Here is a 13,341-nt window from a genome sequence, read left to right as displayed (position 1 = left end):
CTGTTTCTACACACTCACCGCCATCAAGCCACTCTGTAAAATCGCTTCTTTTTTTTGCGGCTTAAATCTTCAAGCCTCAATCAATCAGGGGCTTCACGCTATATATAATTTATAAAATCAGCTACTTGCAATATCGGGATTTACCCCTGTCCTTATTATTTACCCGCCAGATCAATGGCAATGCGAGCTGGCCTATTCTGCAAATTCTCTATCCCGCTTTGCAATTTCCCCACCTTCGTCGCTGGGGCACCATGTCATTGCAAATAACGCACTACAAGGATATGAGACATGAGCACCTCGACGAAGATCGACTTTATCTATCTGTCCGAACAGGACATGGTTCGTGCTGGCGTGACCGATATGGCCAGTTGCGTAGATACGATGGAGGAGATGTTCAGCCTGCTGCACCATAACGACTACCGAATGGCAGGAGCCAACAACAACTCGCACGGGTCCATTGTTGTCTTTCCGGAGAACTCCCCCTTCCCCGACATGCCAAAACCGACCCCTGACCGGCGCTTTATGGCCATGCCCGCCTATTTGGGCGGACGTTTCCGTACGGCGGGGATGAAATGGTACGGCTCCAATATAGAAAACCGGGAAAAGGGGCTGCCACGCTCCATCCTGATGTTTGTGCTCAATGACGCGGACACCGGAGCACCATTGGCATTTATGTCTGCCAACCTGTTATCCGCCTATCGCACAGGAGCCATTCCAGGTGTCGGTGCGCGTCATCTGGCACGCAAGGACTCCAAGGTGGTCGGCATCCTGGGCCCCGGTGTCATGGCTCGCACCTCCCTGTCTGCCTTTATGGCCGTGTGCCCGCAAATCGACACCGTCAAGGTCAAAGGACGCGGCCAGAAAAACCTGAACGCTTTCCTGGCCTGGCTCGCGGAAACCTTCCCACAGATCACCACGGTCCAGGTTGTGGAGACCGATGAAGCTGTGGTTCGGGACAGTGACATCGTGACCTTCTGTGGTTCGGGAGCGGTTGGCGACCCCTCCACCTATCCCACGGTGAAGCGCGCCTGGGTTCGCCCCGGCACCTTTCTGGCCATGCCCGCGCTAGGCAACATCGATCAGGACATGGAGTCCCCCGAAATTCGCAAGGTTCTGGACCATATCGGTCTGTATGACGCCTGGTACGAAGAGAACCCCAAACCCGTCCATGCCAGTGTGCCTGTAGTAGGGATTCGCTTCATGGATCTGATCGCTGAAGGCCGCATGTCCCGCGATCAGCTGGAGGATCTGGGCCAGATCGTGGCCGGAGAAGCACCGGGCCGCCGAAACGATGAAGAAATCATCATCATGTCCGTGGGCGGAATGCCGGTTGAAGACGTGGCCTGGGGAACAGTGGTGTATCGCAATGCCCTCAAACAAGGCATTGGTACCCGCCTCAATCTCTGGGACGAACCCGTTCTGCGTTAATCCCATGTGGCCACACAAGCAGCCCTGACCACCTTGTGTGGCGCTTTCATCACCGCCTCTTTCAGGACATAAACATGACCTCTATCGTCAAAGTCAAAACGGGCTCCAAATTTGAAGAGTTGGGCAGCTACTCGCGTTTGGTTGCCGTCGACAATCTGATCTTCATGTCCAACACCGCCGGACGCAATCCCCGTACCAAGCTTATTCCCACCGACTTGCGCGAACAAACATTGCAAGTACTGAGCAATATCGAAACCGCACTGACCTCAGTCGACGCCTGTCTGGCAGATATTGTTGCTGCTCGCGTCTTCATCCAGTTTCCTGAGGATGTGGACACCATCATGCAGGTATATGGTGAAAAAATGCGTGGAATCAATCCAACCCTCACCATGACCAGCCCTCCTCTGGGCTCACCCGAGTACAGGGTAGAAATTGAAGTGACGGCCTATCGCGGTGCCTCCAAAGGCACGATCAAAGAGCTGACCATTACCCCTTGAAAAGCGCCATGCGGTTGACGGTGACCGGTGTCGCGCCGCATGGAACGAGACATCCGGTCTACTCTACAGTCCAAGGAGACGAGCTGTGGCTCCCGTCATCACTCCTGTATCCAGCTCTATCGAGCTGCCAGACTCTTCAACCGTTGTTATTATCGGCGCGGGCATCATTGGCCTTAGCGCCGCCCTGACCCTGGCCGAACGCGGCATCCCCGTTGTTGTGCTTGAAAAGGGCCGTATCGCAGGCGAGCAATCCTCCCGCAATCTAGGCTGGGTGCGCAAAATGAGCCGTACGGCACCTGATGTACCGTTGGCCCTGGCCGCCGACCAGCTCTGGTCCCAAATGCCTGAACGCCTCGGAGCCGATGTGGGCTACCGTCAGGCTGGCATTATGTACCTGGCCCGCAGCGAGGCTGAAATGCAGCAGCATGAGCAATGGCTAGCCTCGGTTCGGCATCTATCGCTGGACTCTCGCCTGCTCAATCCTTCCCAGATCAATGATATGGTGCCTGGTGGTCAGGGTCGGTGGGCGGGCGGTATTTATACCCCTTCTGATGGTCGCGCCGAACCCACCTTGGCCTGCAGTGCCATTGCGCAGGCTGCCCTGAAAAAAGGGGTTCTGATCGTCGAAAACTGTGCCGTCCGTAACTTGATCATGTCAGCAGGCCGCGTCAGTGGCGTCATGACCGAACGCGGCGCAATACACTGCGAACAGGTGCTGTTGGCAGGCGGCCTCTGGTCTCGACGCTTTCTGGGGAATCTGGGAGTCTCACTGCCAACACTACCCCTGGTGGCCTCTGTCGTGCGCACCGCCCCTTTGGAGGGGCCTGCGGATATTGCCGTCGGTGCCCCCGACTTCTCATTTCGCAAGCGCCTGGACGGCGGCTTCACCATTACGCAACGCGGGGCTCTGTATGCTCCCTTGATGCTGGACAGTCTGTTACTGGGCAGGCAGTACCTGCCCATGCTGCGTGCTCAATGGAAAAATGTACGTATTTCTCTAGGCCGTGACTTCCTGTCGGATCTTATGTTGGGACGCCGCTGGAAAGAACATCAAATTTCTCCCTTCGAACGTATCAGAACGATGGACCCACCTACCTTGCCTGCTCTGAATACAGAAGCCATGAACAACTTGATTGCAGCCTGGCCCGTTTTTCAGCACGCCATTATCAAGCAAGCCTGGGGGGGCATGATTGATGTCACCCCGGATTCCCTGCCCGTCATTTGCAAGCTGGAACAGATTCCTGGGCTCACCTTGGCCAGTGGATTTTCAGGCCACGGTTTTGGTACTGGTCCGGCCGCTGGTCAATTGGCCGCAGATCTGATCTGCGATACTACTCCTCTCGTCGATCCGGCTCCCTATCGCCTCGATCGTTTTCAACAATAAAAACAAATCGCGGCGCCCCTCCACTATCGGGGTCGCCGCGACATTCAGACACGGCACTGCAGACTCAAAGATTAATAGCCAACCATCGCTCCACGATCCAGACGCATACAAACTGCCTTCGGTTCGGTGTAGGCCTGGATAGCCTCGCTACCAAACTCACGCCCCACCCCGGACAGTTTCCGGCCGCCAAACGGCACGGCCAAATCCAGCACATTATGGGTATTGAGCCAGACCGTCCCGGCATCAATTCGATCCGCAAGCAGATGAGCCCGCTCCAGATCACGCGTCCAGATACTGGCAGCCAGACCGTAGGGCGTGTCATTGGCCAGATCGACCAGTTGTGAGGACTCCTCGATACGCAAGGCGCAGACCACAGGTCCAAACACTTCCTCACGCATCACGGGCATTTCACGCGATACCTCCGTCAACACGGTAGGCTGATAAAACCAGCCTGCCTCGCCAATCATATCGCCGCCTGCCAATGCCACCGCCCCCTCATCCAGACTGGAGCGAACCAGGCCAGCCACCCGCTCCCGCTGGCGAGCAGAGATCAATGGACCTATTTGAGCTTGCGGATCAGCTCCCCATCCCAATTTCAGCGTCCTGGCGATATCGGCCACACCCGCAATCACTTCCTCATACACCGCGGCCTCAATCAACAAGCGCGAGCCCGCTGTACATATCTGACCTGAATTGGAAAAAATAGCGGCAGCTGCCCCAGGCACTGCTCGGCTCAAATCAGCATCGGCCAAAATAATGGTGGGGGATTTGCCACCCAGCTCCAGAGTGACACGTTTCATGGTCGGTGCCGCTGCTGCCCAAATTCGCTGTCCTGTCGCGGTAGAGCCAGTAAACGAGATCTTGCGCACCAGGGGATGTTCGACCAGAGCCGCTCCTGCATCATGGCCATAGCCCGTGACAATATTGACTGCACCTGCTGGAAAGCCCGCCTCCAGAATCAACTCCCCCAAGCGCAAGGTCGTCAAGGAGGTTTCTTCAGATGGTTTGAGGACAACAGTACATCCACAAGCGATTGCCGGTGCCAATTTCTGAATAGCTTGTCCCAGAGGAAAGTTCCAAGGGGTAACTCCGCCCACGACACCCATGGGCTTGCGTTCGGTATAAGCCCGGTAGGACGCCCCATCCTGAACCAGAGGTGAAAGGGCAATATATTCGCCGGAAATTTTAGAACTCCAACCTGCAAAATAACGCAGCGCCTCGATCGCAAAAGGAATATCAATCATGCGTGTGACACTTAACAGCTTGCCGCTATCCAGGGACTCGAGCTGAGCCAGTTCCTCTGCATGTTCTTCGATCAGCAAAGCCAAACGCTCCAACAGTCGCCCCCTGTCCAAAGGACGCATGGACCGCCAGGCCTGACTCTCAAAACAACGGTGGGCCGCCATGACAGCATGGTCCACATCCGCCGCCGTACAAGCTGGAATCGTCGTAATAAACTCGCCCGTTGCCGGATTGAGCACATCAATCCGTCGTGCTGACGGGGAGGCCCCACTGAGCTTTCCATCCAATAACAACAGGCCTTCAGGCATACGTATTTCAGATAAGGCCAGGTCCGGATTTAAAACAGATGCTTGCTTCATAAGTGTCTCTGCTTATTCAAGTAAAAATAGATGTGGTGCGTGCACGGCTGTGCCATCAAGGCAAATCCGTTGTGTCCATCTGCAGATAGTGGTGAACGGAACTCTTCAGACGGGTATGTGCCAAAACCGCCTCCTCGCTCAGGTCATGCCCCATGCCCGAGCTCTTCCAGCCACCAAATGGCAAGCTGACATCAAGCGTATTGTGGGTATTCACCCAGACAGAGCCGGCCTGAAGCTTGCGCGTCATATAGCGCACCCGGTCCAGATCCCGACTCCAGATGCTGGCACCCAATCCAAACTCGGAGTCATTAGCCAAGCTCACCGCCTGGGCATCATTCTCAAACGAGGCAGCCACCAGAACAGGGCCAAATATTTCTTCACGCACGACCCGCATCTGCGGGCTCACCCCAGCAAGCACCGTCGGCCGTACATAAGCCCCAGGATGATCCAGGCCTTGCCCGCCCGTGCGCAACGAGGCTCCTTCTCGAATCCCTTCTTGCACGTAAGCGAGCACACGCTGACTGTGAGCACGATTGACCAAGGGGCCCATCGCACTTTGCGAGTCCAGTGGAGCTCCCAACGTGATGGACTCGGCAATCGCACTAATACCGTCAACAACCTCATCAAAGACACGGGCATGAGCATACAGGCGTGATCCCGCACAACAGTTCTGACCATGATTGGCAAAGATGGCCCAAGCGGCCTGAGGAATAGCACGCGACAGATCGGCATCCTGGGCAATAATGACGGGCGATTTACCGCCTAACTCCAGGCTGAAACGTTTAAAAGCCCCTGCCGCATCCAGCGCAATCTGCCTGCCAACCTCGGTAGAACCGGTAAAACTCACCATGTCCACATCCGGGTCCCGCACTAACGCAACCCCCACCTCAGGCTCACTGCCTGTCACCACATTAAGTACCCCTTCAGGCAGGCCTGCCTCTAGTGCCAGCTGTGCCAGGTACAAAGCAGTCAGCGGAGTTTGGGGTGCCGGCTTCAAAACGATAGTGCAGCCCGCCGCCAGTGCCGGTGCAATTTTCCAGATCGCAATCCCCAGAGCAACATTCCAGGGGACAATGGCAGCCACCACTCCTACAGCTTCTCGAAACGTGAAACCATCCAGCTCGCCGTCAGGCACATAGGGAACCGACAAAGGGGTCGTTCGCCCCGACAGTTTGGTCGCCCAACCCGCCATATAACGCAACACATGAGCCGAGTAATGCACGTCCACATGCAAGGTGTTCTGCAACAAGCGCCCGCTACACACTGTCTCGATTTCCGACAAGGGGCGAGCATGTTGCTCCAGCAAATCAGCCAGGCGCAGCAAACAGGCCTCACGCTGATGGGGGCGATAACTTGACCAAGCTCCCCCTAAAGCCTTTTTGGCTGCCGATACGGCATCTGCCACATCCAGCATCCGAGCCTGTCCGGCATGGGCGAAAACCTGCCCGGTGCTTGGGTCTTGCAACGCATACGTCGACGCAGCCCTGACCTGCTTTCCACCGATATGAAAGCCATGTGACGAGTCCAGAAAAGAGCGCGTGCTCTGCCCGAGCGATCCATAATCATTGTCCAGACGCAATTCAATCTCCACAGACATGCCGCCCCTGCGGTCTGCACGATCAGGCCGCTTGGTAACATTCAAAACAAAGTTGATTCAATCTTCAGTGCACAGCTCATGGACTTCGACCAGGAGTCTGCTAGCCACTCCAGCGTAGCAATCCAGCTCCGGCGGCAATAGGCACCAATGCGCAGCCACTATCCCTTAAGTGCAGCAAAAAAAGAGCCGTGTCGCCGTCAGCGAGGTTTGAGGACTTCGGAGGGGCTTTGACCGAATCGCACCCTGAAATCACGTGCAAACTTTCCCAGATGGAAAAAGCCATAACGTGTCGCGATGTCCGTGACGTTCTCCCCTGTTTCCCGAGCATCCAGCAAGGCGGATCGGGCTGCCTCCAGCCGCATGCGCTTTAACTGTGCGCCAGGTGTGGTCTGCCGGAAATTGCGAAATCCGGCATGCAAGGTGCGACGGCTGACGCCCACCGCCTGCACCAGATCGTCAACACAGATGGGGGCCGTTAAATGAGCATGCATATATTCTTCTGCTCGCTTGATGAAAAACGGAGCCGGACTCGTTGTTGCCGAGCAAGCGGGTTGCGCTAATTTGCGTGGCAAGGCACGAACGGCATTAACGACTATTTTTTCAATGGTCTGCCGAAATGCGGGCAAGCCCAGCAAAGAAGTGCCACTGGTCGTGTCCTCGCAAATCGCCTGCAAGATTCCTGACAAGGCCCGTGCCTGACCGTCGGCATTGATACGAGCTATTTCAAAAAAGGCACGCTGCCCCCCTGGACTTAGCCCATCTTCCTCATCCAGGGAATCAATCAGTGCCGCATTAAGCTGCAAGGTCAGGTGGGTGTAGTCTGCCGACATTGAGGAAACAAATGTCTCTCCGGGATGCACGACATACAACATACCTGGCCGAACCTCAAAATGAGCACCCGCCTGACGGTACTGGGCCATGCCACTTAACGGAATCTTGAACAAGTAGTGATCGCTCAGCTCCTGGGCCTCAAGGCTGACAACACCAGCGGGTACGCCATACTCGATGAAATGCAAGGAGAGTCCCTGCAGCAGCAAGCGATTATGCGTAAAACACACGGCTTGCCGCGTATCCAGTTCTAACCGATGCGGGGCGAGAATTGCGCTCAAGTGTTCACGCGCCTGATCCGCAAACCGTGTATTCATCGCCGGAAACCCCTCCAGCCTCAACGCAGGGTTCACACACCCTGCCTGGCTTCGGGCCTGACGTTGAGCTATTGTCTCGTATCTCATCTCGCCTCCGCTTGAATCAAGAATTCCTGCACCGGCCAATCAGGCGGCTGCGGGTACCAGTACCTCCTCCTCAACTCGGGTGGAGCCCACTTTGAGGTAGACCGATGGCCGATTGCGTTTCAGCCAACTGCCATGCAGATAGCCCGCAATGACCACCACCAGGAACAGAAATGGCAGGTTATTGACCAGAACAGAGTCCGTCCCTGTCAGTGCCGAATAATTAGCCAGTGACAAGCAGGTCGCAATGGCCAGGAGCAGACCCGCTAGCAAAGGGGCGCCTGTCTTGGCCAAAGAATATTCACCACGTCGGATGAAAAAGACGCAGATAGAAAAAGATGTAGTCGTGAGCAAACACATCAAGCCCACGGCCCCCATGGATGAAAGACTTGTCGCCAGATTGAGCAAAGGGTCCAGGCCGGCCAAGGCAAAAGCGCCAATCACCACAATAAAAATGCAGGTCAAGAAGAGACACGCCACATACGGCGAACCATGTTGCGGATGAACCTTGCCCAGCACAGCCGGAATCAAACCGTCGCGCGCTACCGCAAACAAGTAGCGGGCAATATTGTTGGCAAAGCCCAGGGCAGCGGCAAACAGGCTGGTCACAACCAGCAGATTCAATGCATGACGGCCTAACTCGCCCAAATATTGTTCACCCATGCCGGTGAGCAAACGTCCCGGGTCTGCGGCGGCCACTGCCTGCAGTTTCTCGGGAGTCACGCTCAACACCAGGCACCAGGAAGAAAAGACATAAAACGTCCCCAACACCAAAATGGCACCGTAGGTTGCCCGTGGAATTGTCACCAGGCTATTTCTGGCCTCTTCTCGATAAATAGCGGTTGCCTCAAAGCCAACCACGCCATTGATGGCATAGATAATGGAGATACCAAAACCAGGCGCCAGCACGGCAGCAGGCGTAAAGCTGCTGAAATCCAGGCCGGTAAATCCGACGTGGTACAAAATCAGCACATCCAGCACCAGAATGAAGGCCACCTCCAGAATCAACAACACCGCCAGCACTTTGGCCGCCATCGTAATTTTTCGATAGCTTAGGTAGGCAATCAAGGCAACACTGATCGCGGCCCACATTTCCCAGCGTGTAGTGACGCCGAAAACCTCTTGCACAAAATCAGTGGAAAAAAAGGCCATCGCCCCCAAGGTTGAGGTAGATGCGCAGATATAGGCAATGATGGCCACATAGGCGGCTGCCACCCCCACCTGTTTGTTCAGGCTGGTCGCAATATAGGCGTAAAAGGCCCCCACATTTCGCACATGGGGAATCATGCGGACATAGCCCACCGCAAAGATCAGCATCACCAGGCAAATCAGCAACATGGTGCCAGGTGTGCCCGCACCATTGCCAAACGCAAAAGCCAGTGGAACCAGCCCGCCCAACACCCCCAGAGGGGCAGCACAGGCCAGAATCATGAAAATAATGTCAGCAGTGCCCAATTGACCAGGAATCAAACCCGGCGTGGACACTGATCGCGCATCAATGAGGCTCATTGTTGTCTCCGTTTTCGTATTATGTGATTTATGCGCCATGTGCAATTAATGCTAATTTGTCGCTCTGAAAGCAGGTATTGCCGTTCTTCCCCGAAAATTTGCAATTCCGGCCAAATAAGCCGAAATGCATAAAAAATCAGGTACCGAACAAGCTGATGTGCCAAGACAGCTCAACGCAAGCAAACACATGGATTTCAAAGCAGGATCAGAAACTGGCGCTGAGGACCAGTTGCGTATAGATATTGGTTGAGGCATTTCTGTTCTGGCTGCCGCCATTGGCCTCATACTGGCGTGGCTTGTACAAGCCCACCAAAGGGGTAATGGTGATGTGGTCCGTCACCGCCCAGTCCAGATACAGATCGACGGCATTGGCATCACTGTTGAGCACATCTCGATTGGCAACGGTTCTGTAGTTATAGAAAATCGCGCCTACAGTCAGATTGTCATAAGGTCGGGCTCGCAAGGAGATGGCATGTACCGCCAGATTGCTGGCAAATGCACCTGGGACATAGTTTCCTGCTACCTCTCCATGCGTCCAGCCATCATCCAAGTACCCACCCGTAAAGAAGGGATCCCAGCGCTTTGAGTAATGGCTGTAGCGGTAACTGATTTCCGGACTCCAGGCCATATCGGCAAAGGTGTAGCCAGCTTGAACAGACCACGCCGTTTCATGGCCAGACTGCTTGTCCTGACGAGCCAAATCGAAGCCGAATTTGGCATTTTCTATACCCGCGCTTCCCTCTCCGAACAGGCCGTAAATGTTCATATTCTTGCGCTCCAATGCCATGGCATCGGCGTACTGCTTATCTACATCCAGACCCCGGATATAACTGAAGCCTACGGTCCCTTCAGCAGCGGTGTACTCGACCGTCCCAACCGCCATTTCCGTCTTGGCCATTGCCGGGTTGTCGGACTTGATCCACATGGCACTACCATGCAGCCCCTCCTTGCCGCCCAAACGTAAAACAGCGGTCTTGGCAAAAGAATGACGAGGGCCCAGATAGTAAGCACCACCTCGATCAAACTCCCTGCCCATACCTCTGCCTGGATTGGCTGCATCGTCATAGACCAGAAACCCTCGGCCAACCTTGATGCTCTGCCGACCAAAGGAAATATCAATGCCATCCTGGCCCAAGAAGGGAAACAAGCTCCCCGAGCGCCACCCCACATAGGCATCCTCAAAACTGGTGCGCCTCTCTTTTCCTATCGAATAACCGCCAGGGTCGCCGTCGCCCCAAGTGCCAGAGCTGATCAAGGCCAGGCTACCGTACACAGAGCCAGCACCAATGCGGTCCGTTTCACCACTTAAACCATATTTGGCAAACCCTTCCTGCCATCCAAAACGGCCTGGACGACCTATATAGTTATGCTTGCTGTTCAAGACACCAAAGACAACGGTCAAATCAGCATTGAGCTCAGTACCCTCTTCACGATAGAGCTCGTAGGCTTGAGACTGAGGAATAGAGACGCATAAGATGCCCGCAGCGAGCAAGGATGCGCGAATGACTGAGTGCATGGAGCAACTCCTTTCTTTCTTATAGGAACTACAGCCTGAAATCATCCTGTGGGATGCCGATGTATGCAGAACCTGTGCTAAGCGCCAGAACCTTGGCATGCAGCAACAAATTCAAGCCCTATCAGGCTAAATAGCCCCCCTCCTGTCCCGCTATCCCATTCACGCAGATGGCAGCCCTTTCCTGCACTTATTCATCTTGACAAGGGATAACCCGGCCTTGCTGCTCTCACCACGGCAGCGCCGTGCCATGCCAAAAAAATGAACCTACAATGCTTTGACCCGGCAGGCAGGGCCTTGAGTTCATCCGCTCACCTTGCAAAAGGAAAAAGAAGCACGCCCAGTGTGCAGACAAAATACCTAAAATTGATTCGGCTACTCAAAGAGCACTGTTCGCATAAAAACGCATAGCTGCTAGTACATATTCGATGTATTTGTATGCTGTTTTTTTCACGACAATACGCCAAACAGCGAGTAACACAGCAACATCTTGGTGGAGAAAAAAATGCGAACTCAAGTAGCCATTATCGGAGCGGGCCCGTCCGGTTTGCTGCTGGGACAGATTCTGTCCCGAAACGGTATCGACAACATCATTCTTGAACGTCAAACGGGAGACTACGTTCTGGGCCGCATTCGAGCTGGCGTGCTGGAAAGCGTCACCGTCGATGCCTTGGAGCAGGCCGGTGTCACCGATAATCTGAAAAAGAACGGTCTAGTACACAATGGCTGTGAACTGGTGTTTGACGACACCTCGTTTCGAGTCGATTTTGAAAAGCTGGTCAATCGCCATGTCGTGGTCTATGGCCAGACCGAAGTCACCCGCGACTTGATGCAGGCACGTGAAAAAATCGGCGCGACAACCGTCTATGAAGCCCAAGAGGTGGCCTTGCATGAAGTAGAAAGCAACCACCCCTATGTCACCTATAAGCACGGAGGGCAGACACACCGTCTGGACTGTGACTTCATCGTGGGTTGTGACGGCTTTCATGGTGTATCGCGTCCCGCCATTCCGGCCGATATCCTGAAAACCTACGAGTGTGTGTATCCCTTTGGCTGGTTGGGCCTGATGGCTGACACCCCACCAGTCTCGGACGAACTGATCTATGTAAAGCATGAGCGCGGCTTTGTGCTGTGCAGCCAACGCTCCAAAACGCGCAGCCGCTACTATCTTCAAGTGCCCTTGAGCGACAAGATAGAAGACTGGTCCGATAAGCGTTTCTGGGACGAACTACGCACTCGTCTGGGGCCTGAACGTTCTGCCAACCTGGTCACCGGCCCCAGCATTGAAAAAAGCATTGCCCCTTTACGCAGCTTCGTGACTGAACCCATGCGCCATCACAACCTGTTCCTGGCAGGTGATGCGGCCCATATTGTTCCTCCCACCGGCGCCAAAGGCCTGAATCTGGCCGCCAGTGATGTCTTGTACCTCTCGGAGGCGCTGCTGGACTTCTACCAGAACCAGTGTCGCGACAAAATAGAGAGCTACTCGGATCGTTGTCTGAAACGCATCTGGGGCGCGGAGCGGTTCTCCTGGTACATGACCCGGATGATGCACACCTTCCCGGACATGAATCACTGGGATCACAAACTTCAGGCAGCTGAATTTAACCAACTGATGAACTCCGAGCACGGCGCCCGCCTGCTTGCCGAGAACTACGTTGGTCTTCCCTACTAACAAAAAACATCAAAATCAATCGTAACCAGGAGACGGATATGGCTTACCACAGGCCAGCACTACAAGGCTTCACTTGCCACGCTCTCAGAACGGCTCGCTTGCTGACATTGGCGGGGCTGGGAAGCTTGTGTTTTTCGACAGGCGCTGCCGCCGAACAAGCAAAGACACTGGGGCAGAAAACCTACGAAAAAACCTGTATTTACTGTCACGAAGCAGGAATCGGCCCGGAGCTGAAAGGCCGGCAGCTTCCGCCCGAGTTCTTTGCCATTATTGTGCGCAGCGGCCTAAGAGCCATGCCTGCCTTTCCGCAGACCCATATCAGCGATGCCACCCTCAAGGAGCTAGGTCAGTATCTGTCCACCTCCCCGGCCCGGGTGCCCGCCAGCGCTACCAGCAAATAAGGAGCCTGGCATGAACAGTCAACGTCGTCAGGTTCTCAAAGGCATGATACTGACAGGATCTGCCCTGGGCAGCCTGGGTTCGTGCGCCACTGCCTGGGCAAACCGTGTACAGCAAGCGCCCCCCCTGCATGTCATTCTTACGCCGGGCCAATGCGCGTCGGCATTTCTCAGTGGCGTACAGACACACCAGCCCGCATCAGCCCCCCAGGTGCTGTACACCAGCACCGACTTGTCCTTTCTGCGCCAATGGCAAACCCTGCTAGAGCAGACAGGGCGTAAAAAAATCCTGGGGCTGGTCGATGATGCCAGCGCCACCATTGTGATCGATCTGCTGCGCAGCGCTCAGGGCCGTCTGCATTGGCAGGCCCACCACCCACAGCTCAGCACCCGGGACAGCCAAGGTCTGGGCGCTGCCTTGGCCGGGGCCGCACCCATACAATCTGCCATTCAAAACACACACTACGTAAACGGCCATCACGTGTCGTTCATGCTCGAAATTTAAGGAGG

Annotated in this window: 11 protein-coding genes; 6 read left to right on the top strand and 5 right to left on the bottom strand. The window is 55.1% G+C overall.

Annotation, left to right across the window (positions count from 1 at the left end):
* The first annotated feature begins 288 nt into the window (after positions 1-288).
* The 3 genes from U2949_RS14210 (at position 289) to U2949_RS14200 (ending at position 3,309) form a co-directional block, all read left to right on the top strand.
* The gene (locus U2949_RS14210) at positions 289-1,428 is read left to right on the top strand and encodes a tyramine oxidase subunit B (protein WP_197313692.1); all 1,140 of its coding nucleotides are present in this window, start codon (positions 289-291) and stop codon (positions 1,426-1,428) included.
* A 74-nt stretch (positions 1,429-1,502) separates the two neighbouring features.
* Positions 1,503-1,925 (top strand): Rid family hydrolase, encoded by a 423-nt coding sequence (locus U2949_RS14205; RefSeq protein WP_026484594.1) that lies wholly within the window; start codon positions 1,503-1,505, stop codon positions 1,923-1,925.
* Between the two features lie 85 nt (positions 1,926-2,010).
* Positions 2,011-3,309, top strand: a complete 1,299-nt coding sequence (locus tag U2949_RS14200; protein WP_026484595.1) for an NAD(P)/FAD-dependent oxidoreductase — start codon at positions 2,011-2,013, stop codon at positions 3,307-3,309.
* A 71-nt stretch (positions 3,310-3,380) separates the two neighbouring features.
* On the opposite strand, the gene U2949_RS14195 is transcribed toward U2949_RS14200, so the two are convergent.
* The 5 genes from U2949_RS14195 to U2949_RS14175 form a co-directional block, all read right to left on the bottom strand.
* Positions 3,381-4,910 carry an aldehyde dehydrogenase family protein gene (locus U2949_RS14195; protein ID WP_080655561.1) on the bottom strand — a complete coding sequence of 510 codons (1,530 nt, stop codon included), beginning with the start codon at positions 4,908-4,910 and terminating at the stop codon, positions 3,381-3,383.
* 55 nt (positions 4,911-4,965) lie between these two features.
* Positions 4,966-6,507, bottom strand: coding sequence for an aldehyde dehydrogenase family protein (locus tag U2949_RS14190; RefSeq protein WP_026484596.1), 1,542 nt, complete (start codon positions 6,505-6,507; stop codon positions 4,966-4,968).
* A gap of 197 nt (positions 6,508-6,704) precedes the next feature.
* A complete protein-coding gene (locus U2949_RS14185) occupies positions 6,705-7,652 on the bottom strand; it encodes an AraC family transcriptional regulator (protein ID WP_257724070.1) in 948 nt (315 codons plus the stop codon).
* 126 nt (positions 7,653-7,778) lie between these two features.
* Positions 7,779-9,245, bottom strand: a complete 1,467-nt coding sequence (locus U2949_RS14180) for an APC family permease (RefSeq protein ID WP_026484598.1) — start codon at positions 9,243-9,245, stop codon at positions 7,779-7,781.
* Between the two features lie 205 nt (positions 9,246-9,450).
* Positions 9,451-10,761 carry an alginate export family protein gene (locus tag U2949_RS14175; protein WP_257724069.1) on the bottom strand — a complete coding sequence of 437 codons (1,311 nt, stop codon included), beginning with the start codon at positions 10,759-10,761 and terminating at the stop codon, positions 9,451-9,453.
* 502 nt (positions 10,762-11,263) lie between these two features.
* Between U2949_RS14175 and pobA the strand changes: the two genes are divergently transcribed.
* Genes pobA through U2949_RS14160 form a run of 3 tightly spaced genes read left to right on the top strand, consistent with a single transcriptional unit; the run spans position 11,264 to position 13,336 of the window.
* Positions 11,264-12,433 carry a 4-hydroxybenzoate 3-monooxygenase gene (gene pobA, locus U2949_RS14170; RefSeq protein WP_257724068.1) on the top strand — a complete coding sequence of 390 codons (1,170 nt, stop codon included), beginning with the start codon at positions 11,264-11,266 and terminating at the stop codon, positions 12,431-12,433.
* A 38-nt stretch (positions 12,434-12,471) separates the two neighbouring features.
* The gene (locus tag U2949_RS14165; protein WP_051316369.1) at positions 12,472-12,834 is read left to right on the top strand and encodes a c-type cytochrome; all 363 of its coding nucleotides are present in this window, start codon (positions 12,472-12,474) and stop codon (positions 12,832-12,834) included.
* Between the two features lie 10 nt (positions 12,835-12,844).
* Positions 12,845-13,336, top strand: coding sequence for a hypothetical protein (locus tag U2949_RS14160; protein WP_051316370.1), 492 nt, complete (start codon positions 12,845-12,847; stop codon positions 13,334-13,336).
* Positions 13,337-13,341 lie beyond the last annotated feature (5 nt).

The organism is Alcaligenes phenolicus (assembly GCF_032063905.1).
In the GTDB taxonomy this organism is placed as follows: domain Bacteria; phylum Pseudomonadota; class Gammaproteobacteria; order Burkholderiales; family Burkholderiaceae_B; genus Alcaligenes; species Alcaligenes phenolicus.
Note: the sequence above shows the minus strand (reverse complement) of the source record. Positions and strands in the feature narration are given on the sequence as shown.

Excerpts from the sequence above, each read along its gene's own strand:
- U2949_RS14210 (WP_197313692.1), top strand. The coding sequence starts at position 289 with ATGAGCACCTCGACGAAGATCGACTTTATCTATCTGTCCGAACAGGAC.
- U2949_RS14205 (WP_026484594.1), top strand. The coding sequence starts at position 1,503 with ATGACCTCTATCGTCAAAGTCAAAACGGGCTCCAAATTTGAAGAGTTG.
- U2949_RS14195 (WP_080655561.1), bottom strand. The coding sequence starts at position 4,910 with ATGAAGCAAGCATCTGTTTTAAATCCGGACCTGGCCTTATCTGAAATA.
- U2949_RS14190 (WP_026484596.1), bottom strand. The coding sequence starts at position 6,507 with ATGTCTGTGGAGATTGAATTGCGTCTGGACAATGATTATGGATCGCTC.
- U2949_RS14185 (WP_257724070.1), bottom strand. The coding sequence starts at position 7,652 with ATGAATACACGGTTTGCGGATCAGGCGCGTGAACACTTGAGCGCAATT.
- U2949_RS14180 (WP_026484598.1), bottom strand. The coding sequence starts at position 9,245 with ATGAGCCTCATTGATGCGCGATCAGTGTCCACGCCGGGTTTGATTCCT.
- U2949_RS14175 (WP_257724069.1), bottom strand. The coding sequence starts at position 10,761 with ATGCACTCAGTCATTCGCGCATCCTTGCTCGCTGCGGGCATCTTATGC.
- pobA (WP_257724068.1), top strand. The coding sequence starts at position 11,264 with ATGCGAACTCAAGTAGCCATTATCGGAGCGGGCCCGTCCGGTTTGCTG.
- U2949_RS14165 (WP_051316369.1), top strand. The coding sequence starts at position 12,472 with ATGGCTTACCACAGGCCAGCACTACAAGGCTTCACTTGCCACGCTCTC.
- U2949_RS14160 (WP_051316370.1), top strand. The coding sequence starts at position 12,845 with ATGAACAGTCAACGTCGTCAGGTTCTCAAAGGCATGATACTGACAGGA.